Source organism: Streptomyces aureocirculatus (genome assembly GCF_000720475.1).
Taxonomy (GTDB): Bacteria; Actinomycetota; Actinomycetes; order Streptomycetales; family Streptomycetaceae; genus Streptomyces; species Streptomyces aureocirculatus.
Genome location: NZ_JOAP01000053.1, coordinates 17,858 through 39,726, shown reverse-complemented (window position 1 = coordinate 39,726; position 21,869 = coordinate 17,858). Strand labels below are relative to the sequence as shown.

Sequence of the window (21,869 nt, the reverse complement as noted above, 5' to 3'; positions counted from 1 at the left end):
AGCGTGCGCTCAGGTGTCTGTGGCGTTCGCCGTGTGGCCGAAGTCCACGTCCGGTGGCGGAGGAGGCGGGGCCAGGTCGAGGCCGTAGTGGCGGTAGAGCTGGAGTTCCTGTTCGGGGGACAGGTGGCGGCCGACGCCGAAGTCGGGGGCGTCCTTGATGAGGGCGCGCTCGAAGGGGATGCGCAGGGTGCCGTCCTTGACCAGTTCGCTGGGCTCCAGGGGCACGAAGGCGTCCCTGGAGAACAGGCCCGTGCGTATCGCCGCCCACTCCGGGGCACCGGTGGCGTCGTCGAGGTAGACCTCGTCGATCGTGCCGATCTTGGCTCCGTCGCGGTCGAACGCCTTGCGGCCGATCAGGTTGCGCGGATCGATTTCGGTCTGCACGGTCCCTCCAACGGTTCGCAATTCGCTCATGCTCGGGCGTACTGGTCCAAACCTCGTTCGGGGTGCGGTCGGATTTTGTTCGTAATCACTACGAAAGAGCACTTCGGGGCAGGCGGCCACTCGAGGGACCGGCCACGGGCCTCGCTGGTAGGCTGGCAAACGGCTGTTGACCCCGTGCGGGAGAGCTCTTCGGTGGCAGCACCGGAGGCGCCGAAGGAGCAACTCCTCCCCGGAATCTCTCAGGCCCATGTACCGCACGGACGAGGTCACTCTGGAAAGCAGGGCGGGCGTCGGGCGGGCACGTTCGAAACCCTTCCTCACCGACGGTGAAAGCAGTGTCTCCTCGCGGCGGCGCTGTGAAGCTCTCAGGTTGAGATGACAGAGGGGGAGGCCGTCCGGGTACCCGCGCCGTGGTGCCCCTCGCAGGTCGCGTCAGACCAGGAGGCCTCCGCAATGACCGCCACCCCTCGTACGCCGCTTTCGCAGCTCGAACAGGGAATTCCCTTCGAGCAGCGGCACATCGGCCCCGATGCCGAAGCCCGCGCCAAGATGCTCGCCCAGGTCGGCTACGGCTCGCTCGACGAACTCACGGCAGCCGCGGTACCGGACGTGATCAAGAACGCTGAGGCTCTTGAGCTGCCCGGCGCGCGTACCGAGGCCGAGGTGCTCGCCGAGCTGCGCTCGCTCGCGGACCGCAACCAGGTGCTCGACTCCATGATCGGGCTCGGTTACTACGGCACGTTCACGCCGCCCGTGATCCTGCGGAACGTGATGGAGAACCCCGCCTGGTACACGGCCTACACGCCGTACCAGCCGGAGATCTCGCAGGGCCGCCTCGAGGCACTGCTCAACTTCCAGACCGCCGTCGCCGAGCTCACCGGGCTGCCCACCTCCGGCGCCTCGCTGCTCGACGAGGGCACCGCAGCCGCCGAGGCCATGGCGCTCTCGCGGCGCCTTGGCAAGGTCAAGAACGGCGTCTTCCTCATCGACGCCGACGTCCTGCCGCAGACCGTCGCCGTGATCCGGACCCGGGCCGAGCCGACCGGCGTCGAGGTCGTCGTCGCGGACCTGAGCGACGGGATCCCGGCCGACGTCGCCGAGCGCGGAGTGGTGGGGGTGCTCCTCCAGTACCCGGGCGCCTCCGGAGCCGTACGGGACATCAAGCCGCTCATCGACCGGGCCCACGAGCTGGGAGCAATCGTTTCTGTGGCCGCCGACCTGCTGGCGCTCACGCTGCTCACCTCGCCCGGCGAGCTCGGCGCGGACATCGCCGTCGGCACCACCCAGCGCTTCGGCGTGCCGATGGGCTTCGGCGGCCCGCACGCCGGCTACATGGCGGTGCGTGAGAAGTTCGCCCGCAGCCTGCCGGGACGGCTCGTGGGCGTGTCCGTCGACGCCGACGGCAACAAGGCCTACCGGCTCGCGCTGCAGACCCGTGAGCAGCACATCCGCCGCGAGAAGGCGACCAGCAACATCTGTACCGCGCAGGTGCTGCTCGCCGTCATGGCCGGTATGTACGCCGTCTACCACGGCCCCGAGGGCCTGCGCACGATCGCCCGGCGCACCCACCGGTACGCGACGATCCTCGCCGAGGGCCTGAAGGCCGGTGGCGTCGAGGTCGTGCACCAGGCGTACTTCGACACGCTGACGGTCCGGGTCCCGGGGCGGGCCGCCGACGTCGTGAGCGCGGCTCGCGAGGGTGGCGTGAACCTCCACCTCGTGGACGCCGACCAGGTGTCGTTCGCGTGCGACGAGACCACGACGCGGGCGCAGCTCGCCGCGGTGTGGGCGGCGTTCGGCGTCGAGGCCGACGTGGAGGCGCTCGACGCCGCCGCGGCCGACTCGCTGCCCACCGGCCTCCTGCGCACCGACGCGTACCTGACCCACCCGGTGTTCCACCAGTACCGCTCCGAGACCGCGATGCTGCGCTACCTGCGCCGCCTCGCCGACCGCGACTACGCGCTCGACCGCGGCATGATCCCGCTGGGCTCCTGCACCATGAAGCTCAACGCGACCACGGAGATGGAGCCGGTGACCTGGCCGGAGTTCGGCCAGTTGCACCCCTTCGCGCCCGCCGAGCAGGCGCAGGGCTATCTGACGCTGATCCGCGAGCTGGAGGAGCGGCTCGCCGAGGTCACCGGGTACGACAAGGTGTCGCTGCAGCCCAACGCCGGTTCACAGGGCGAGCTCGCCGGACTGCTCGCGGTGCGCGGCTACCACCGCGCCAACGGCGACGACCAGCGGACCGTGTGCCTCATCCCGTCCTCCGCGCACGGCACCAACGCCGCCAGCGCCGTGATGGCGGGCATGAAGGTCGTCGTGGTGAGGACCGCGGACGACGGTGAGATCGACGTCGAGGACCTGCGCGCCAAGATCGAGCAGTACCGCGACCAGCTCGCCGTCCTGATGATCACCTACCCGTCCACGCACGGCGTCTTCGAGGAGCACGTCGCCGACATCTGTGCGTCCGTGCACGACGCGGGCGGCCAGGTGTACGTCGACGGCGCCAACCTCAACGCCCTGGTGGGCCTCGCCAAGCCCGGTCACTTCGGCGGCGACGTCTCGCACCTGAACCTGCACAAGACGTTCTGCATCCCGCACGGCGGCGGCGGTCCCGGTGTCGGCCCGGTGGCCGTGCGCGGGCACCTCGCCCCGTACCTGCCCAACCACCCGTTGCAGCCCGCCGCGGGGCCCGAGACGGGCGTCGGCCCGATCTCCGCCGCCCCGTGGGGCTCGGCCGGAATCCTGCCGATCTCCTGGGCGTACGTACGCCTCATGGGTGGCGAGGGCCTCAAGCGCGCCACGCAGGTCGCCGTGCTCTCGGCGAACTACATCGCCAAGCGCCTGGAGCCGCACTACCCGGTGCTCTACACCGGCCCCGGCGGCCTCGTCGCGCACGAGTGCATCATCGATCTGCGTCCGCTCAGCAAGGCCACGGGCGTCAGTGTCGACGACATCGCCAAGCGCCTCATCGACTATGGCTTCCACGCGCCGACCATGTCCTTCCCGGTCGCGGGCACGCTGATGATCGAGCCGACGGAGAGCGAGGACCTGGACGAGCTGGACCGGTTCTGCGAGGCGATGATCGCCATTCGCGGCGAGATAGAGAAGGTCGCGAGCGGCGCCTGGTCCGCCGACGACAACCCGCTGTGCAACGCCCCGCACACGGCCGCCGCGCTCGGCGGCGACTGGGAGCACGGCTACACCCGCGAGGAGGCCGTCTTCCCGGCCGGAGTGATGGTGGCGGACAAGTACTGGCCGCCGGTGCGCCGTATCGACCAGGCGTACGGTGACCGGAACCTGGTCTGCTCGTGCCCGCCCCTGGACGCGTACGAGGACTGATGCAGCGGCAGCACCCATGACGTGGGCACCGGTCGTGCGGTGCCGGCGGACATGAGTCAGGGCCGGTTCGGACGGAAGTCCGGGCCGGCCCTTTGTGTGCGTGGTGGACGGCTCAGGCGGCCGTCATCACCTGACTGGTGCCCAGCGGTCGGTGCGGGGCGATGATCTCGCCGTTCGGCAGCAGCTCACCGGTGTCCTCGAAGAGCAGGACGCCGTTGCACAGCAGACTCCAGCCCTGCTCGGGATGGTGCGCCGCGAGCAGCGCGGCCTCCCGGTCGGCGGATTCGGCTGTCGGGCAGGGCGGCTGGTGCTGGCACATGGAAGGGTTCTTTCGCTGGGTCGTGATGGTGGGGACGTCTGTCCCACGGCTCGCTGAGGTGTTCATGGCCGTTCCCCCGTTTTCTTCGGTCCGATCCAGTGTTGCCCTACGAGCGTGATTCCGCAGGGATTTTGCTGTAGCGGGCTCCTACTGCTTAATGACGTATCACCCGCCCGGACGGTTCAGCCCAACTTCCCTGTCCCTTTGGGTGGTTCGCCGTAGCCGAAGTGGGCTAGTCCGGTTGGGCAGCAGGGTTCAACAGGGTTCAGGGCAGCACAGTGCAGCACTCGGCAGGACTCGGCAAGGCAAGCGGCTCGAGCTTGGCTCACCGAGACCTGGAGCGCGTGGTGGCGGTGGCGCGGCCGGGGGTGGCCTGAGTCAGGCGGGGGAGCCCAGGAGCGGGACCGGGGTGAGCCGGTGGGTGAGCACGGGCAGCAGGTCGGCGGCGCGGTGCGGGCGGTGGGCCGCGATGCCCGGGGGCGCGGGGGCGAGCGGCACCAGGAGGTCGGTGGGAGCGAGGGACCCCTCGGCGCCGTCGTCCGTGCAGTCGGCGTGCAGCCACAGCATGAGCATGTAGAGCTCCGGCATGGAGAGCAGCCGGGGCTGGTATGCCTTGGGCATGGCCTCGGCGTGGCGCAGGGCCCGCTCGGCCGACGCGATGTACGGGCCTTCGCGGAAGTGTGAGAACGCCCAGCCGTCCGGCGTGAGCATGGTGTCCGCGGCGGCCACCGTGCGTTCGCCGCTGCGGACCAGGAAGCGCCAGCCGGTGAGCTTGGTCGGGGCTGCGCCGGTCGCCGTGACGCGCTCCAACTCGTGCACCGGCAGGGGAAGTTCGGCACTCGTGGGGCCCTTGGCGGCACGCAGGGACGGGGTGCTGGCTTCGCGGACGGCGGTCGGGGAGCCGAGGGCCGTGAGGACACTGCGCAGGGCGGGTGCGGGAGCCGGGGGGACGTACAGGGGCATGGTGGGTCGCCTCTCTCGTTCGACAGGCACGGTGGAGCGGGGGCAGGTGCGGACGACGCTGTCAGCTCTGGGCCAGAGGGGCGGGGCAGGGGGACCGCGCGCGCCAAACTCTCCGCCTCAACCGCGGAGTTTATACGACATATGTTCAGGCATTGTTTCCACTAGCCGCTGTGTACGGCCTCTGCAAGTCGCTATTTGGTCGCGCCTCTGCGGCATTTCGCCCGGTTCCGGATCCCGGTCCCCGGCCCTGACCTCGATATTCCGTGCGGCCGCGGTCGGCTGATTCTCATCGGTTTTTTCACCACAACCGGAGGGTCGAAAACCGTGAACTTCTTCATGCCCCGTGAATGTGCCGTGTGGAAACTCACTCCACCATAGGGGGCCATGGCCCCGCGTGGGGCGTTACGGATCACATCGGCTGGGCATCATCCCCCGTACACAGCAGCGGCCGGGTCGCCGGCAGCCCATCCGAGGAGGGACGCTTCGATGGGGGAGAAGGTCGCGGCAGAAACGTTCGACCTGTCCGATCGCCACCAGTACCGGATCAAGCTGCAGCGGTGCTTGACCGGACTTGGACGACTCCTGGAGGAGCAGCGGTTCGACCGGCCCAAGAATCTGATGGGACTGGAGATCGAGCTGAATCTGGCGGGTCCCGACGGGATGCCGAGAATGATGAATGCTGAAGTTCTCGAGCGCATCGCGAGTCGTGATTTCCAGACGGAGCTCGGAATGTTCAATCTGGAAGTGAACATTGCCCCGCACCGGTTGGGCGGACGCGTTCTCGACCGTCTAGCCGAAGAGCTGCGCACGGGTCTCGGCTATGCCCACAGGAAAGCGATCGAGGTGGACGCCGGTATCGTGATGATCGGCATTCTGCCGACGCTCTCGCGTCAGGACCTGGTCTCCGCGAACCTCTCCGACGCCGAGCGCTACACCCTGCTCAACGATCAGATCGTGGCCGCGCGCGGTGAGAGCTTCTCGCTGGACATCGAGGGCGTGGAGCGGCTGACGTGCACCTTCGCGTCGATCGCGCCCGAGGCGGCGTGTACGTCCGTGCAGTTGCACCTCCAGGTCACGCCGGGCAAGTTCGCCGCCGTGTGGAACGCCGCGCAGGCCGTGGCCGCGGCGCAGGTCGCGGTCGGCGCCAACGCGCCGTTCCTGTTCGGGCGCGAACTGTGGCGCGAGTCGAGGCCGCCGCTGTTCCTGCAGTCCACGGACACCCGGCCGCCCGAGCTCCAGGCGCAGGGGGTGCGGCCGCGCTCCTGGTTCGGCGAGCGGTGGATCACCAGCGCCTACGAGCTCTTCGAGGAGAACCTGCGGTACTTCCCGGCCCTGATCCCGCTGTGCGAGGACGAGGACCCGCTGGCCGTCCTGGACGCGGGCGGCGTACCGGAGCTGAGTGAGCTGGCGCTGCACAACGGCACGGTGTACCGCTGGAACCGGCCGGTGTACGGCATCGCGGACGGCGTGCCGCATCTGCGGGTGGAGAACCGGGTCCTGCCCGCCGGGCCCACGGTCACCGATGTGATCGCCAACGCCGCCTTCTACTACGGGGTGGTCAGGGCGCTCGCCGAGGAGACGCGGCCGGTGTGGTCACGGCTGCCGTTCGAGGCCGCGGCCCGCAACTTCGACACCGCTTGCCGCCACGGCATCGAGGCGCGTCTGGAGTGGCCGCGGCGCGGGCGGTACGGCGGGACGACGCAGGTGGCCGCCGTCGATCTCGTACAGGACGAGCTGCTGCCGCTGGCCGCGTCGGGCCTGGACGCCTGGGGCGTGGAGCCCGCCGACCGAGACCTGTATCTCGGCGTGATCGAGGAGCGGTGCCGCAGGCGGGTCAACGGGGCTTCCTGGCAGACGGCGACCTATCACCGGGCCCTGGAGCGCGGCCTGGAGCGGGACGCGGCACTCGCGGCCACCACCCGGCGCTACTGCGAGCTGATGCACGCGGGCGAACCGGTGCACACCTGGCCGGTGGGGCTGCCGGAACCGGCGCTGCCGGGGCGCTGAGGCCGGTCGGGCGGTTCGGCGGTCCGGCCGTACGGCGGTTCAGCCGCCGCGCCGCCGCGCCGCCGCGTGTTGCCGTCGCCGGGGTCGGCACGCTGGGTCCAGCGCGTGGAGTCGGGCACCCACACGTCGTACGCGGACTCGGATACGTCGGGGCGGAGCTTGTCGGCGACCTTGTACGGCTCCCGCGTACGGCTCCCGCGCGGCGACCGCATCCGCCGAGGGGCAGGAATCCGCCGCGGACCGCGACCGCCGTGCCCGCAGGTGACGCCCAGGGCGAGGGCCACGGTGCGCCCGCGGCCCCGTGAGCGTGGGTCGGCTGCTTCCGTCCTGCGTTCATCGGGCAAGCTGTGACGTCCCACGGCGGTGCTGCCCTCCCCGGTGCGGTGGCACGCGGGCGGGTGGCGGCGGGATTACTCAACTGGAGGCAGGGGTGCAAGCGGAGCCGGGGCCTATGGCCGGTTCTTTTACTGAGGCGGGGCCCTCGCGGCGGTTCCTCCGGGACGAGACGCTGCTCGTCCTCGCGCTCTCGCTGGGCGCGAGCGGAGTGTCCGCGCTGATCAGCTTTATCGGCTCGGTCACACGGCCGGGAGGGCTCAAGGACCAGGCGGCGACCCTCAACTCGTCGGCCGCCCCCGGTCGCCCCTGGCTCGATCTCGCCTGGCAGTTGTTCGGCATCACCACCGCGCTCGTGCCGGTGGCGCTGGTCGCGCACCTCCTGCTGCGCGAGGGCTCCGGGCTGCGGGCCATCGGCTTCGACCGGAGCAGGCCCTGGCCCGACCTCGGCCGGGGGACCGTGGTGGCCGCGGTCATCGGCTCCACCGGCATCGCCTTCTATCTGGCGGCCCGCGGCCTCGGCTTCAACCTCACGGTGGTGCCGGAGGACCTGCCGGACGTCTGGTGGAAGTACCCCGTACTCGTGCTCTCCGCGCTGCAGAACTCCGTACTGGAGGAGGTGATCGTCGTCGGCTATCTGCTGCGCCGCCTCGACCAGTTGGGCTGGACGCCGACGGCGGCGCTGATCGGGAGTTCGGTGCTGCGCGGCTCGTACCACCTGTACCAGGGCATCGGCGGGTTCGTCGGGAACATGGCGATGGGGGTGGTGTTCGTGCTCCTGTACCGGCGGTGGGGCCGGGTCGGGCCGCTCGTGGTGGCCCACTCCCTGCTCGACATCGGGGCGTTCGTGGGATACGCGCTGCTCGCGGGCAAGGTGGGGTGGCTGCCGACGGCCTGACGCGGTAACCGGGTCACGCCAGCAGATCGCCTTCGATGACCGTGACCGCGTTGCCGGTCAGCAGGGTGCGGTCGCCGCGTACGGCGGTAGCGACGAGCCCGGAGCGCGCCGAGGCCTGGAGGCCCGTCAGGTCGCTGCGGCCCAGGCGGGCGCTCCAGAACGGGGCGAGCGCGGTGTGCGCGCTGCCCGTCACCGGGTCCTCGTCGATGCCGACGCCCGGGAAGAAGCCGCGTGAGACGAAGTCGTAGCCCCGGGACGGGTCCTCGGCGGGCGCGGTCGCGATGACTCCGCGCCGGGAGTGCCGGGCGAGGGCCCGGTGGTCCGGCGTGAGCGCGCGGACCGTCTTCTCGTCGGCCAGCTCGATCAGCAGATCACCCAGGTGCGGTCCCGTGTCGTGGACGGAGAGCGGCTCGGCGCCCAGGGTCTCGACGGCCAGCTCCGGGAGCTCGGCCGGGGTGAGGGGCGCGGTCGGGAAGTCGAGCGTGATCGTGCCGTCGGCGTGGGCCGTGGCCAGGAGCACGCCGGCCCGGGTGGCGAAGCGCACGGGGCCGGTGGCGGCGCCCGTGGTGTGCAGGACGTGCGCGGTGGCCAGCGTGGCGTGGCCGCACAGGTCGACCTCGGTGGCGGGCGTGAACCAGCGCAGCGCCCAGTCGGCCGCGCCGCCCGTCGGAAGCCGGTGCGCGAACGCGGTCTCGGCGTGATTGACCTCCGCGGCCACCCGCTGGAGCCAGGTGTCGTCAGGAAAGGCGTCGAGGAGCACGACACCCGCGGGATTGCCGGTGAAGGGGCGGTCGGCGAAGGCGTCCACGACGCGGATCCGGGTCCGTGCGGTACCGGGGGTTTCAGCAGTCATGAGGCGACGCTAAGGGGCCGACCGAGGGTTCGGCCAAGGCCAATTCCGTCCAACTGGCCTGGGTTTCGGCGTGGCGGGGTCATTTTGGTCATGCGTACGAGGTGCAGTCGGAGGCGGTGCTCGGTACGGGGTTGTCAGACGAACAGTCCCGATATATCGTTGAAGCATCGCGACTGATCAAAGATGTTGCTGATCGATATCAGAGGCTGCTGATCGAAGGTGTCGCGGTATCTCCAGATCTCCAGCACGGAACGACGAAAGGGAGGATCGACATGCGTTCCCACGGTTTTGAGCACGAGCACCGGCATGGACACGGACGCGGGCGCGGCTCGTACGGACCCGGCCGCGAGGACCGGGAAGGCTTCGAGGGGCGGCGCGCGGCGTTCGGCCCGTTCGGACCCGGCTTCGGCGGCGGCCCCTGGGGCGGCGGTCGCGGTGGCCGGGGCGGACCCAGGGGCAGGGCGCGGCGCGGTGACGTACGCGCCTCGATCCTGGCCCTCCTCAAGGACCGTTCGATGCACGGTTACGAGATGATCCAGGAGATCGCCGAGCGCAGCGGCGGGGCGTGGAAGCCCAGCCCCGGCTCCGTCTATCCGACCCTCCAGCTCCTGGAGGACGAGGGCCTGATCACCAGCGAGAGCGAGGGTGGCAAGAAGCTCTTCTCGCTCACCGAGGCAGGCCGCGAGGCGGCCGCCGAAGGCCCGGACGCGCCCTGGGAAGAGGCCGGGCGCGGGGTCGACTGGGAGGCCCTGACCGAGATCCGGCAGGCGGGCTTCGGCCTGATGGAAGCGTTCGGCCAGGTCTGGAAGTCCGGTTCCAAAGAGCAGCGCGAGAAGGCGCTCGCCGTCGTCAACGACGCCCGCAAGAAGATGTACTTGATCCTCGCCGATGAGGACTGATCCTTGCCGATGAGGGCTGAGGCTAAGGCTGAGGTGCTGGAGCGGTGCGGGCCGATGTGCGCGTGCGCCCGCACTCCTGCACCGAGGCACCCCGCTGTATTGAGGCGTCCTGCTGTGCCGAGGCACCCCGTGTGGATCGCGCGGGGTGCCTCGCTGTCGTACGGGTCACCTGGCCGGTCAGGTCACAAGGGCGCCCAGTTTCCGCAGTGACTCGTTCAGCGCGGCCGTCGCCGAGTCCTTGAGTCTGCCCGCCATCAGTGACACCGCGGCGCCGGTGAACCGGCCGTCGATGCGGACGGTCGTCGCGTCGCCGTCCGGGGTGAGCGTGTAACGGGTGCCGACGTCGACGCCCATCGGGCCCTGGCCCGTGATCGCGAACGTCCGGGCGGTCTCCAGGTCCTCGATCGTCCAGTTCACCTCGGCCGGAAAGCCCATCAGCTTCAGGTTCTCCGCGAAGGTGCCGCCCACCGCGAGCGTCGTGGGGCCGCCCTTCGGGAAGCTGGTGTGGGTGGTGTTCCACTGCCCGTACGAGGAGAAGTCGGTGAGCTGCGCCCAGACCTTCTCCGCCGGTGCCTCGATGTGTGCTTCCGCGCTGACTTCGGCCAAGGCGGCCACCCCTTCTCGTCGGCTGCTGCGGCAGGCGCAGTCATGGTGTCGCGGAACGTAGCCGGGGCGCCCGGAACATTCAATACTGATGAACCGTCAGGTCTGGCTGCCCGGTAGGGTAGATCTTTTTGCCGCTGGCTTGGTTGCCGTCGGCCTCTTTGCCCGGAACGTGGGAAGGCCCCCGATGCCCCTGACCGTCCACTCCGCCGTCGTCGAGCGACTGCGCGCGGCCGGCTGTGTGTTCGCCGAGGACGAGGCGGACGTGCTGCTCGCCGCGGCGTCGGACGCCGGTGACCTCGATGTCATGGTGGCGCGCCGGGTGAGCGGGCTGCCGCTGGAACACGTGGTGGGGTGGGCCGAGTTCGGGGGGCTGCGGATCGCCGTCGACCCCGGTGTTTTCGTGCCGCGCCGCCGTACGGAATTCCTCGTCCGTGAGGCCGCGTCGCTCGCCGGGCCCGGTGCCGTGGTGGTCGACCTGTGCTGCGGTTCGGGCGCGCTCGGTGCCGCGCTCGCCGCCGCCCTCGGGCGGGTCGAACTGCACGCGGCGGACGTCGACCCGGCCGCGGTGGCGTGCGCGCGCCGCAATGTCGGGGCCGCGCAGGGCCACGTTCACGAGGGCGACCTCTACGCGGCGCTGCCCGAGCGGCTCGCGGGCCGCGTCGACGTGCTGCTGGCGAACGTTCCCTACGTGCCGTCGGACGAGGTGGCGCTGCTGCCGTCCGAGGCTCGGGAGCACGAGGCGCGGGTGGCCCTCGACGGGGGTTCGGACGGGCTCGACGTGCTGCGCCGGGTGACCTTGGACGCGTCGCGGTGGCTGGCGCCGGGCGGGCGGCTGCTCTTCGAGACCAGTGAGCGCCAGGTGTCTGCGGCGGTTACGGCGGTGCGGGCGGCCGGTCTCGCGGCGCGGGTCGTGACGGATGAGGAGCTGTACGCGACGGTGGTGGTGGGGACCGCCGGGCCCGGGGCGCACGGCAACTGACGCCTCGTACTATCCGACGTGCTGTATCACCGCCGCGTCGAACAGGTCCAGGGCGCGGGGGAACGGTCCCTCGTCGTGGCAGTGCCAGGCTTCCCAGAACAGGTCCGCGAGCAGCGCGTCCGCGGGGGCGTACACCCGGTACACGTACTGTCTGCCGTCCACGGCCGGCAGGGTGACCAACCAGCACCTGCTCTCCATGTGTGTCACGACGAGTGCCGGTGCGCGGTGGTTGCGTAACGGCGCCGTGTTGGTCACGGCAGGCGAAGGTGTACGCGCCCCGGATGCGTCGGACGATGCCGTTGGTGCAGTCGGGAAGCACGCAGGAGCAGTCGGGAAGCACGCAGGAGCTAGGGGTGGGGTCAGCGTGACTTGGGGAAGGTGGCGCGCAGTGCGGAGCCGCGGGTGATGAACGCGACTCGGACGACGGGCAGTATGCAGACGGCCTGCGTCACGGCGTACCACGGCGGGCAGACACCCGGGACCAGGTCCACACCGATGATCGCGATCGGCATGATGACGGCGAGGGCGCTCACGCGCTCGAAGGCCCGCTGGGATCCCCGGGAAGCGGAGACGGTCATCCGGTGGAGCAGCACGGCGACTACAGGCAGCAGGACAGCCCGGACCCACATGAACGTGTTCACCATATGACCGCTGGTCGACACCACGACGACCGCCAGGAGGGCGACGGCGCCGAGTGCGCCGTAGACCTTGACGCTGTTGTTCGCCGTGGCGAAGGCCTCTTGGGCGCGGGGGCTGTCGAGGAGTGCCGCCTCAGTCGTGTGCTTGTTGGTTTCCATGCTCACCGACGCTAAAAAGCGCCGGGCCGACGCGGTATCCGTCCAGACCCACGGGTGGGTGGGGATAGCCCTACTCCCCGGCTGACCAGGACGGTAGCGGGCTCCGTGCGGTGCACAGTGGGAGCACCGAACGGAAAGCGGAGGAAGAGTCATGAGACTGCTGGGTTCGTGGCCGGCGCGCGTCGGTGTGGGGTTCGTACGGGCGTGCGTCGTGACGGTCGTCACCATGTTGGTCCCGGCCGTGTGGGCCGCCGCCGTGGCGCTGGGGATCTGGTGGGGAGCGGGAAACCCGTGGTCGTGGGTCGCACCGGTCGTGCTGGTGTGCGGGAGCACGCTCGTCCTGTCCCGCCCGGTCTGCCGGATGGTCCGCTTCCTCGTCGCGAGGTGGACGGCCACCGTCATCCCCGCCGGATACCGGCAGGCCGGGCCGGTGACGCGGATGTCCACCGGGTACTGGTGGAACGGTTTCAGCTACGAGCGCACCCGCCGCGACGCCCTCTTGGACCAGAAGTGGCGGGTCCGGTGGAGCGACCCCGCCAACTGGCGCGACCTGCGGTTCACGGTGATCGCGCCGCTCACCGCGGGCCTGGTCGCATCCCTGCCGCCAACGGGTGTGGCCGTGGCGATCCTCGGGCTCGGCCGGCCGGGGCCCGCCGCGCGCGTCGTCGGCGCGCTCGGCCTGGTCGTGGCTGTCGCCGGCGCCCCGTACGCCTGGCGGTGTGTCGAGCCGGTGGCCGTCCGCTTCCTGCGCCCGTCACCCGCGATGGCGCTGGCGGACCGGGTGGACGAGCTGACTGCTCAGCGCGCGGACGCGACGGTCGCCCAGGCCGCCGAGATCCGCCGGATCGAGCGGGACCTGCACGACGGGGCGCAGGCCCGCCTGGTCGGGCTCGGGCTCTCCTTGGCGACTGCCGAGAAGCTGCTGGAAACCGACCCTGACCAGGCCAGGACGCTGATGCGGGAAGCGCGGGCCGGTGCCACCGCGTCGCTGACCGAACTCCGCGAACTGGTCCAGGGGATCAACCCGCCCGTGCTGAACGACCGCGGGCTCATCGATGCCGTTCGCGCCCTTGCCCTGGACAGCCCGCTCGAAGCGGCTGTCAGCGCGGACCTGCGACTCAGCCTGGACCCGTCGATCGAGTCCGCTCTGTACTTCGCCATCGCCGAACTGCTGACCAACTCCGTCAAGCACGCCGGTGCGACCCGGGCCCGGATCTCCATCACCCAGGACGACACCGGCATCGTCATCGATGTCGAAGACGACGGCCGCGGCGGAGCCGTCCTGCGAGCCGACGGCGGACTCGCGGGGCTGTGCCGCCGCCTCGCGGTCTTCGACGGCACCCTGGAGATCACCAGCCCCGAAGGCGGCCCCACGCGGGTGAGGATGATGGTGCCGTGCGAATCGTTGTAGCCGAAGACCTCTACCTCCTGCGTGACGGGATGGTTCGCCTCATCGAGGCATATGGACACCAGGTGGTGGCGACCGCAGCCACCGGACCCGAGACGCTGGACGCGCTGTTGACGTGGCGGCCGGATATCGCCGTCGTCGACGTCCGCATGCCACCGACCCAGTCGGACGAGGGCCTGCGGGTGGCTCTTGCCGCCCGCAGCGAACTGCCCGGACTGCCGGTGCTCATCCTTTCCCAGTACGTCGAGCAGTTGTACGCCCGCGAACTCCTGGCCGACGGCGCTGGTGGCATCGGCTACTTCCTCAAAGAGAGCGTCTTCGACGGCGACCAGTTCATCGACGCACTGGAACGCGTCGCCGCCGGCGGGACCGCCATGGACCCGGCCGTCATCGCCAAACTACTGTCCAGCGGATCCTCGTACCGAAGGCTCGAACGGCTCACCGAACGCGAACACTCCGTGCTCGGCCTCATGGCCGAAGGACTGTCCAACCAGGCCATCGGCCGGCGGCTCTTCCTCAGCGAAAGCGCCATCAGCAAATACACCACCTCCCTGTTCGGCAAACTCGGCATCACCGATGACGACAACAACAACCGCCGCGTCCTCGCCGTGCTCACCTACCTGAACAACCCCTGACACCTGACCAACTCCTGACGCACCTCGGCCCCACCGCAAGTCGGTGCACGACGGCGCGCGCCCCACCTGCGGGAACGGTGAGATGTCATCCGTAAGGAGGACAACCCGGTCGCCCATACCCACCCTGTGTCGGACGGCGAAATGCTTCCCGCCGCCGATGCCCGGTGCGCCGGAGGGCTGATGGGGTGGGAGGTGTGCAAAGCCGTACCCCCCAGGGCGCCGAACCCGGCCCGACCCCCGCAGACATCGAAACCGGCCTGAGCGCGGCGTTGACCTCGGTGACGGCCGGCGCGCGCCGGCGTGCCCTGCGCGACGGGGACCGGCAGATCGACACGGCTCACCTGCTGCACTCGCTCCTTGAGTACGAACCACGGGTACGGGCCGTCTTCGACGGCGGGCCGCAGATCGCGCGCCTGCTCGGCTATCTCGTCCAGCGCAGCATCGGGTACGGACTGCAGTGGCAGGGCACCGTGGAGGACTCGGGCGCCGTGCCCCTGGTGGCCTCGGCGAAAGAAACGGTTCTCTCGCCCGCTGCCGCGGGAGCCATGGAAGCCGCGCTTGAGCGTGCCGTGCTGCGCGGCGAACCGCAGGCCGACGGCGTCGACCTGCTCGTGGCCCTGGCCGCCGACACCGAGTGCCGCGCGGTCGAGGTGCTGCGCCGCGCCGGGGTCGACGTACCGGAACTGCTGCGGCGGATCGACGCGGAGGACGAGTGCGGGCACGATTCCGGGGCGGGCTTCCGGGCGTGAGTCTGTGGTCGTCCGCCCACCGAGACAGGGGTCATCAAGGGTGACGGTCATGACCTCGGCTGCCATCATGTGCCGATGCTCGGGTCTCGGAAGAAGTCACAGGGCGGTGCGCCCGGCCAGGTGGAGCGCGGCAGAGGGCTCGGCCTCGGCCTCGCCCTGCTGTCGGCGCTCGCGTTCGGCGGCTCGGGCGTCGCGGCGAAACCGCTGATCGAGGCGGGCCTCGACTCGCTGCACGTGGTGTGGCTGCGGGTGGCGGGCGCCGCCCTGGTGATGCTGCCGGTCGCCTGGCGCCACCGTGCGCTCGTCAGGCAGCGGCCCGCGCTGCTCGCGGGCTTCGGCCTGCTCGCCGTCGCCGGTGTGCAGGCCTGCTACTTCGCCGCGATCTCGCGCATCCCCGTCGGCGTCGCCCTGCTCGTCGAGTACCTCGCTCCCGCGCTGGTCCTCGGCTGGGTGCGGTTCGTCCAGCGCAGGCCCGTCACCAGGGCCGCGGCCCTCGGTGTGGTCCTCGCCGTGGGCGGTCTCGCCTGCGTCGTCGAGGTGTGGTCGGGCCTCGGCTTCGACGCGGTCGGCCTGCTGCTCGCGCTCGGCGCAGCGTGCTGCCAGGTCGGCTACTTCGTCCTGTCCGACCAGGGCAGCGACGCGGGGGACGAGGCGCCGGACCCGCTCGGGGTCATCGCGTACGGGCTGCTCGTCGGCACCGTCGTACTCACACTGATCGCGCGCCCCTGGGGCATGGACTGGGAGGTGCTCGGCGGCAGCGCGGCGATGGACGGCACGATGGTCCCCGCCTGGCTCCTCATCTGCTGGATCGTGCTCCTCGCGACCGTAGTCGCCTACGTCACCGGGGTGGTGGCCGTCCGCAGGCTGTCGCCGCCGGTGGCAGGTGTCGTGGCGTGCCTCGAAGCGGTCATAGCGACCGTCCTGGCCTGGGTGATGCTCGGCGAACGCCTGTCGGCGCCCCAACTCGTCGGCGGCGCCGTCGTCCTGGCGGGCGCGTTCGTCGCCCAGTCGTCGACACCGGCGAAGCCGCAGCCCCCGGCGGGCCCCGTCCCGGGCTGCGAAGAAGAGTTGTCCCGCAGCGGCAGCGCCGCCTAGGGTGACGATCATGCACGCACGCGCACTCGTTCTTCCGCCCCCGGCCGCCTAGGCCTGTCTGACAGTTCCTGTCTGCCACGCGACGCCATGCACGCCCTCTCCGTCGTACCGGACGCAGACGCAAGTACGTCCAGTACGAGGGCCCGCGCCCGGCACGCCGACAGCACGCACCTGACGCCGCGTGGCCGCCCTCCGGGCGACGACGGGAATTGCCAGACAGGCCCTAGCGCGGGCCTCCCACGGATCACGCCCGGCCACCGGCCGGGCGGAACGGTGCTGCCCGCAGACGTCCTCCCAGGACCGGCGTCACCGGGTCCCGCGCCCGCTCGTGTCCCCACGCCCCGTACGTACGCCGTACGGATGTGCACGCACGTGCGCACGTTCGCGCGCCCGTGACGCGGTCTCCTTCCTGAACTTCTGCGGAGAATCCACGTGTCGAGCGTGTCGAGTGTGTCAAGCATGTCGTCGGGTGCGTCGAGCACGCACCTGCCCGCCCGATTGTCCGTCGGGCGCGGCCTCCTCTTTCTCGCCGTCGCCGGTGTCGCCTGGGGCACCGCGGGTGCTGCCGCGTCGCTGGTCTTCTCGGCCGGCGACATGGGGCCCGTCGCTCTCTCCTTCTGGCGCTGCGCTGGCGGGTTCCTGCTGCTGCTCGCGGCACGACCGGCGCGAATGGCGCGGCGGCGGCGTGCCGTTCGCGCCGGGCGCTCCGAGCAGGCCGGTTGCTCCGGGCGCCCCGAGCACCCCGGGCGCCCCGGCGACAGCGTGCCGCGGCGGAGCAGGGTGCTGCGGATCGTCGTCACCGGCGTGACCCTGGCGGTCTTCCAGACCGCCTACTTCGCCGCCGTGCAGGCAACGGGGCTTGCCGTCGGCACCGTCGTCACGCTGGGCGCGGGCCCCGTCCTCATCGCGCTCGGCGCCCGCCTCGCCCTGGGGGAGCGGCTCGGGCTCGGCGGGGCCTGTGCGGTGGGTGGCGCGCTCGCCGGACTCGGGGTGCTGTTCCTGGGCGGTGGGGACGCCGCGGTCCGCCCGTGGGGCGTCGCGTTCGCGCTGCTCTCGGCCGCCGGTTACGCCGCCATGACGCTGCTGACCCGGTGGTGGGGGCGTGACGGCGGGGCGGACTCCTCGGACACGACGGTGTGGGCCTTCGCCGTGGTGTCGCTGTGCCTGCTGCCCCTCGCCGCGGTCGAAGGGCTCGTGCCGCACACCGCCGAACCCGTGCGTGTCCTGGGCCTGCTGTTCTACATCGCGGCCGTGCCGACTGCGTTCGCGTACGCGTTGTACTTCGCCGGGGCGGCGGTCGTCCGCTCCGCGACCGTCTCCGTGATCATGCTTCTGGAGCCGGTGAGCGCGGCCGTCATCGCCGTCACCCTGCTCGGCGAGGAGCTGAACGCGGCGACCGTCGGGGGCACGTGCCTGATGCTCGCGGCGGTCACGGGGCTCGCGGCGGCCGAGGCGCGGGGGGCCGCTCGGACGCGGCGGGGGCGGGGTGCGGAGGGGGATCCGGGTACGGAGGGGGATTCGGGTACGGAGGGGGATTCGGGTACGGAGGCGGGCGCGGTGACGGGCTGAATGGGCGCGGGTGCAGCGGGGCGCGGGCGCTGTGACCGGCTGAAGGGGGGCGCGGCGCTGTGGCCGGGTGAGGGGGCGGGAGTGGGGCCGTTCGGTACGGGGAGCCGGGGGCGAGGGGGAGTCCACGCCCCGGCCCGCCCCCGCCCGGCTACTCCGTCCCGCGCCCGCGCAACTGGTGGACCAGCGCCGCACCGTCGCGCGGGCCGCCCCGCTCCCGGAGGCCCGCGGCGATGCGGTCCTGCACCTCCGTCGGCTTGTGGTGGGCGTACTTGAACTTCGCCTGTACGTCGACGACGTCCAGGCACACGCCCCGGATGCCGGAGAGCAGCCGCCCGAACGGTGCCTCGCCCACCGCCGTCGGTGCCGAACCGCCGTCCGGCTGGAAGTGCCCGACCTGGCGGTTCAGGAGCTCGGCCTTCTCGGCGGGGTCGTCCACGATCCGGGCGGTGCAGCGCAGTTGCACAGCGGCGTAGAAGCTGGTCGGCACGCCGTGCTCGGGCGGGGACTCCGGGGCCGCGGCCCACGGTCCCGGCACGAAGACGTAGTCGTCGACCACGCTCAGGACCACCTCCGGGTCCGCATCGAGGGCGCTCCACAGGGGGTTGGGGCGTGCCAGGTGGAGCAGGACGCGGCCACGCGGGCCCGCGTCGGCGTCGTACACGAAGTGCGTGGGCTGGATGTGGGGCGGTTCGCCCGGCAGGCCGTTCACGGCGAGCTGGCCGAAGTCGTGGTCGGCGAGCCAGGTCCGCCACTCGGTGTCGTCGGCCGGTGCGTCCCAGGGGTGGACGAGCATCATCACGTCAGACCTGGGTCAGATAGTCGGGGACCTCGATGCCCGGGGCGAGGTCGGCCGACGGGATGAGGGGGTCGTAGCCCTTGCGCAGGGGCACGACGCCGGACCAGTGGGGGAGGTCCATGTCCTCCGGCTCGTCGTCCGGTCCGCCCGTGCGCATCTTCGCCGACACCTCGTCGAGGTCGAGGCTGAGCACGGCGGTGGCGGCGAGCTCCTTGGCGTTGGCGCGGCGGGAGTCGGCGGACCTGCCCGGCACGACGTGGTCGACGAGGGCGTCGAGGGCGGTGCGCTTCTCGTCGGGGTCCGTGACCTGCCGGGCGATGCCGTGCACCATCACGGAGCGGTAGTTGATGGAGTGGTGGAAGGCTGAGCGTGCCAGGACGAGCCCGTCGACATGCGTGACGGTCAGACACACCGGAAGACCCGGGTCCGACGCACCCTCCGAAGCCACGCCCTCCGAAGCCCCGCCCTCCGAAGGCCCACTCTCCGAAGCCGCACCCTCCGGAGCCGTGCCCTCGGGCGCGGCACCCGCCATCCGCAGCGGTCGTGAGCCCGTGGACCCGTGCACGTACAGCCGCTCGCCGACCCGGCCGTACAGCGTCGGCAGCACGATGGGCGCGCCGTCGCGCACGAAGCCGAGGTGGCAGACGTACGACGCGTCGAGTATCGCGTGCACCGCCGCGCGGTCGTATGTGGCGCGGTCGCGGGAGCGGGTGGGGACGGTGCGGTCGGTCGGTGCGTAGGAGGCGCTCTCCGGCGTGCCCGGCTGCGTCGTCGTCTCCATGGCCTTCTCCCTCACTTCACAGGGCGCTCTTCACGGGGCGCCCGGTTGGTGTCAGAATTGCACTAGTGCATAATGTGCTTTGTGCTAGGAGAGTATCCGATCGAAGGCCGCCGCGCAGCCGAGATCGCGGCGAGCGTGGAGCGCGCGGTGGGCCGCGGCGAGCTTGAGCCGGAGCAATCGCTGCCTCCCATGCGGGAGTTGGCGGGCCACCTCGGCGTGAATCCCAATACGGTCGCGGCGGCGTACCGCACCCTGCGGGAGCGCGGTGTGATCGAGACGGCAGGGCGGCGCGGCAGCCGCGTGCGCAGCAAGCCGGCCACGACGGCCCGTGAGTACAGCCGCCTCGACGTGCCGCCGGGAGTTCGGGACGTCGCCAGCGGTAACCCGGACGTGGCCCTGCTGCCGCCGCTGACCGAGGCGTTCACGGCGGCCGCGGCCCTGGCCGACCGGACTCCGGCGCTGTACGGCGAGGCTCCCGTCGTCCCGGAGCTCGGGTGGTACGCGCGTGCCGCCCTCGACCGGGACGGGGTGCCGGACGGGCCCGTCGCCGTCACCTCCGGGGCGCTCGACGCCATCGAGCGGGTTCTTGCCGTGCGCCTCAAGGTGGGGGACGCCGTAGCCGTCGAGGACCCCGGTTGGGGCAGTCTGCTCGACCTCGTGTCGGGGCTCGGCCTTCGGGCGGTTCCGGTCCGCGTGGACGACGAAGGGCCGCTGCCCGACGATGTGGAACGGGCTCTGAAGTCCGGCGCGCGGGCCCTCGTCGTCACCAGTCGCGCGCAGAACCCGACCGGTGCCGCCATCGGTGCCGCACGCGCGCGTGCCGTGCGCGAGGTGCTCGCCGTGCACAAGGAGACGCTGGTCGTCGAGGACGACCACGGCCACGGCATCGTCGACCTGCCGCTGCACACGCTGTCGGGCGTCACGCACGCGTGGGCCTTCGTCCGCTCGACCGCCAAGGCGTACGGGCCCGACCTGCGGCTCGCCGTCCTCACCGGGGACCCGGAGACCGTCGACCATGTGCAGGGCCGGGTCAGGTTCGGACCCGGGTGGGTCAGCAAGGTGCTGCAGCGGGCCGTCCTGAACCTGTGGGAGAGCGGCGCCGTGGACGCGCGGGAGGTCGCGGCGGCGTACGGGCGCAGACGGGACGCGCTCATCTCCGCGCTCGCCCCGCGAGGTGTCGTCGCGTACGGCCGCAGCGGCATGAACGTGTGGGTGCCGGTGCCGGACGAGACCGGCGTGGTCGCCCGGCTGCTGCACGCGGGCTGGGCGGTGGCGCCGGGGGCGCGGTACCGGCTCGGCGCGCCGCCCGGCATCCGGATCACCGTGTCCGGGCTGTCCGGCGACGACATCGAGGAGGTGGCCGGGGCGGTGGCCGCGGCGGTGGGCCCCGCGCCTGCGCGGCGCTACGGGTGAGGAGTCACCGGGGTGCCCGGGGCCTGCGGGGGCGCGGTGTGGACTGGGTGAGCGCCGCCCCGGCGAGGACGACGGCGGCGCCGACCGGTGTGGTCCAGGTCAGCGACTCGCCGAGCACCGCGACACCGGCCGCCGTCGCGATGACGGGGATGAAGTACGTGACCATCTGCGCCGTGGTGGGGCCGACCTCGGCGACGATGCCGTACTGGGTCAGGAGCGCTATCCCCGTGCCGAGCGCGCCCAGGGCCACCACCGCGAACAGCGGGCCCATCGGGAAGTGCGTGGGCATCGTCGTGAACAGCGGTGTCACCACGGCCAGTTCGATCGTCGCCACGAGCAACTGCGCACCCGTGAGGGAGAGGTTCGAGTGCCCCGAGCCCGCCAGCGTACGACGTACGTAGATCCAGCCGATCGGATAGCTCAGCGAGGCGAGCAGCGCCATGGCCGTGCCCCGGGGCTCCAGGTCGCTGAAGCCCTGCCAGACGCCGAGCACCGTGAGGACGCCGGCGAAGCCGAGTACGAGTCCCGCGACCCGGCGCCGCGTCGGCCGGTCCTCGGAGAGCGCGACCAGGGCCAGCAGCATGCCCCACAGCGGTGACGTCGCGTTGCAGATCCCGGCCAGGGTCGAGGGGATCGTCAGCTCCGCGTAGGCGAAGAGCGAGAACGGCAGCGCGTTGAGCAGCAGGGCGGCCACCGAGAGATGCGCCCACACGCGCGGGGACCGCGGCAGCCGCTCGCGCTTGGCGATCAGGAACGCCGCGACCACCGCCGTGCCGAAGAACAGCCGCCCCAGCGTCACCTGGAACGGTGCGTACCCCTGCGTCCCGACCTTGATCAGGAGGAAGCTGAACCCCCAGATCAGGGACAGGACGGCGAAACGGATCCGCCAGTCAAGGGCGCGCCGCCCCGCGGTGGCCGGGGGCGGCAGGTGAACGGGGGCTGCCGTGCCGGGCGTAGCGGCAACGGGTGTGGTGGCCGGTGCGGGAGGGGCCGCGGGGGTGCTCATGCACGCCACGATGAGGCATCCCACATCTTAGTACAAG

The 21,869-nt window shown here is 71.4% G+C and carries 21 protein-coding genes and 1 riboswitch; of the genes, 11 read left to right on the top strand and 10 right to left on the bottom strand.

The window, feature by feature from the left end:
* Positions 1-9: 9 nt before the first annotated feature.
* Positions 10-384, bottom strand: coding sequence for a PRC-barrel domain-containing protein (locus IG78_RS0134905; protein ID WP_030571490.1), 375 nt, complete (start codon positions 382-384; stop codon positions 10-12).
* Between the two features lie 167 nt (positions 385-551).
* Positions 552-649: riboswitch (glycine riboswitch) on the top strand.
* Positions 650-837: 188 nt separating this feature from the next.
* On the opposite strand from IG78_RS0134905, the gene gcvP reads away from it, so the two are divergent.
* Positions 838-3,726, top strand: a complete 2,889-nt coding sequence (gene gcvP, locus IG78_RS0134900; RefSeq protein ID WP_030571487.1) for an aminomethyl-transferring glycine dehydrogenase — start codon at positions 838-840, stop codon at positions 3,724-3,726.
* Positions 3,727-3,838: 112 nt separating this feature from the next.
* On the opposite strand, the gene IG78_RS0134895 is transcribed toward gcvP, so the two are convergent.
* Positions 3,839-4,045: a DUF5999 family protein gene (locus IG78_RS0134895; protein ID WP_030571484.1), complete on the bottom strand. Its 207-nt coding sequence runs from the start codon at positions 4,043-4,045 to the stop codon at positions 3,839-3,841.
* 378 nt (positions 4,046-4,423) lie between these two features.
* A complete protein-coding gene (locus IG78_RS0134890) occupies positions 4,424-5,008 on the bottom strand; it encodes a hypothetical protein (RefSeq protein WP_030571481.1) in 585 nt (194 codons plus the stop codon).
* A 486-nt stretch (positions 5,009-5,494) separates the two neighbouring features.
* On the opposite strand from IG78_RS0134890, the gene IG78_RS0134885 reads away from it, so the two are divergent.
* Complete coding sequence (locus tag IG78_RS0134885; RefSeq protein WP_030571478.1) at positions 5,495-7,015, top strand: glutamate-cysteine ligase family protein; 1,521 nt, start codon at positions 5,495-5,497, stop codon at positions 7,013-7,015.
* Between the two features lie 430 nt (positions 7,016-7,445).
* Complete coding sequence (locus IG78_RS0134875; protein ID WP_030571472.1) at positions 7,446-8,246, top strand: CPBP family intramembrane glutamic endopeptidase; 801 nt, start codon at positions 7,446-7,448, stop codon at positions 8,244-8,246.
* Between the two features lie 13 nt (positions 8,247-8,259).
* Here IG78_RS0134875 and IG78_RS0134870 read toward each other — a convergent pair whose 3' ends face one another.
* Positions 8,260-9,099 (bottom strand): PhzF family phenazine biosynthesis protein, encoded by an 840-nt coding sequence (locus IG78_RS0134870; protein WP_030571469.1) that lies wholly within the window; start codon positions 9,097-9,099, stop codon positions 8,260-8,262.
* Between the two features lie 272 nt (positions 9,100-9,371).
* On the opposite strand from IG78_RS0134870, the gene IG78_RS0134865 reads away from it, so the two are divergent.
* Positions 9,372-9,998 (top strand): PadR family transcriptional regulator, encoded by a 627-nt coding sequence (locus IG78_RS0134865; RefSeq protein ID WP_030571466.1) that lies wholly within the window; start codon positions 9,372-9,374, stop codon positions 9,996-9,998.
* Positions 9,999-10,175: 177 nt separating this feature from the next.
* On the opposite strand, the gene IG78_RS0134860 is transcribed toward IG78_RS0134865, so the two are convergent.
* Positions 10,176-10,604 carry a type II toxin-antitoxin system Rv0910 family toxin gene (locus tag IG78_RS0134860; protein ID WP_030571464.1) on the bottom strand — a complete coding sequence of 143 codons (429 nt, stop codon included), beginning with the start codon at positions 10,602-10,604 and terminating at the stop codon, positions 10,176-10,178.
* A gap of 184 nt (positions 10,605-10,788) precedes the next feature.
* On the opposite strand from IG78_RS0134860, the gene IG78_RS0134855 reads away from it, so the two are divergent.
* Positions 10,789-11,583: a putative protein N(5)-glutamine methyltransferase gene (locus IG78_RS0134855; RefSeq protein WP_030571461.1), complete on the top strand. Its 795-nt coding sequence runs from the start codon at positions 10,789-10,791 to the stop codon at positions 11,581-11,583.
* 9 nt (positions 11,584-11,592) lie between these two features.
* Here IG78_RS0134855 and IG78_RS0134850 read toward each other — a convergent pair whose 3' ends face one another.
* On the bottom strand, positions 11,593-11,781 hold the full coding sequence (locus IG78_RS0134850; RefSeq protein ID WP_030571459.1) for a hypothetical protein: 189 nt from the start codon (positions 11,779-11,781) through the stop codon (positions 11,593-11,595).
* A 161-nt stretch (positions 11,782-11,942) separates the two neighbouring features.
* Complete coding sequence (locus IG78_RS0134845) at positions 11,943-12,380, bottom strand: hypothetical protein (protein ID WP_030571456.1); 438 nt, start codon at positions 12,378-12,380, stop codon at positions 11,943-11,945.
* A gap of 151 nt (positions 12,381-12,531) precedes the next feature.
* Between IG78_RS0134845 and IG78_RS0134840 the strand changes: the two genes are divergently transcribed.
* The 5 genes from IG78_RS0134840 to IG78_RS0134820 all read left to right on the top strand — a co-directional run bounded on the left by IG78_RS0134840 (position 12,532) and on the right by IG78_RS0134820 (position 17,836).
* The gene (locus tag IG78_RS0134840) at positions 12,532-13,791 is read left to right on the top strand and encodes a sensor histidine kinase (RefSeq protein ID WP_030571453.1); all 1,260 of its coding nucleotides are present in this window, start codon (positions 12,532-12,534) and stop codon (positions 13,789-13,791) included.
* Positions 13,776-14,423: a response regulator transcription factor gene (locus IG78_RS0134835; protein WP_030571450.1), complete on the top strand. Its 648-nt coding sequence runs from the start codon at positions 13,776-13,778 to the stop codon at positions 14,421-14,423. Before IG78_RS0134840 ends, IG78_RS0134835 begins: the two co-directional genes overlap by 16 nt.
* Before the next feature lie 194 nt (positions 14,424-14,617).
* A complete protein-coding gene (locus tag IG78_RS0134830; protein WP_051853224.1) occupies positions 14,618-15,172 on the top strand; it encodes a Clp protease N-terminal domain-containing protein in 555 nt (184 codons plus the stop codon).
* A gap of 75 nt (positions 15,173-15,247) precedes the next feature.
* Positions 15,248-16,267 (top strand): EamA family transporter, encoded by a 1,020-nt coding sequence (locus tag IG78_RS0134825; RefSeq protein ID WP_051853219.1) that lies wholly within the window; start codon positions 15,248-15,250, stop codon positions 16,265-16,267.
* A 459-nt stretch (positions 16,268-16,726) separates the two neighbouring features.
* Positions 16,727-17,836, top strand: a complete 1,110-nt coding sequence (locus IG78_RS0134820; protein ID WP_078965809.1) for a DMT family transporter — start codon at positions 16,727-16,729, stop codon at positions 17,834-17,836.
* A 148-nt stretch (positions 17,837-17,984) separates the two neighbouring features.
* On the opposite strand, the gene IG78_RS0134815 is transcribed toward IG78_RS0134820, so the two are convergent.
* Together IG78_RS0134815 and IG78_RS0134810 are read right to left on the bottom strand one after the other, a co-directional pair.
* The gene (locus tag IG78_RS0134815; protein WP_030571440.1) at positions 17,985-18,629 is read right to left on the bottom strand and encodes an FMN-binding negative transcriptional regulator; all 645 of its coding nucleotides are present in this window, start codon (positions 18,627-18,629) and stop codon (positions 17,985-17,987) included.
* A 7-nt stretch (positions 18,630-18,636) separates the two neighbouring features.
* A complete protein-coding gene (locus IG78_RS0134810; protein WP_030571437.1) occupies positions 18,637-19,413 on the bottom strand; it encodes a pyridoxamine 5'-phosphate oxidase family protein in 777 nt (258 codons plus the stop codon).
* Positions 19,414-19,494: 81 nt separating this feature from the next.
* On the opposite strand from IG78_RS0134810, the gene IG78_RS0134805 reads away from it, so the two are divergent.
* The gene (locus tag IG78_RS0134805; protein ID WP_030571434.1) at positions 19,495-20,826 is read left to right on the top strand and encodes an aminotransferase class I/II-fold pyridoxal phosphate-dependent enzyme; all 1,332 of its coding nucleotides are present in this window, start codon (positions 19,495-19,497) and stop codon (positions 20,824-20,826) included.
* Positions 20,827-20,830: 4 nt separating this feature from the next.
* Here the strand turns inward: IG78_RS0134805 and IG78_RS0134800 are convergent, their stop codons facing one another.
* Complete coding sequence (locus IG78_RS0134800; protein ID WP_051853222.1) at positions 20,831-21,832, bottom strand: DMT family transporter; 1,002 nt, start codon at positions 21,830-21,832, stop codon at positions 20,831-20,833.
* Positions 21,833-21,869 lie beyond the last annotated feature (37 nt).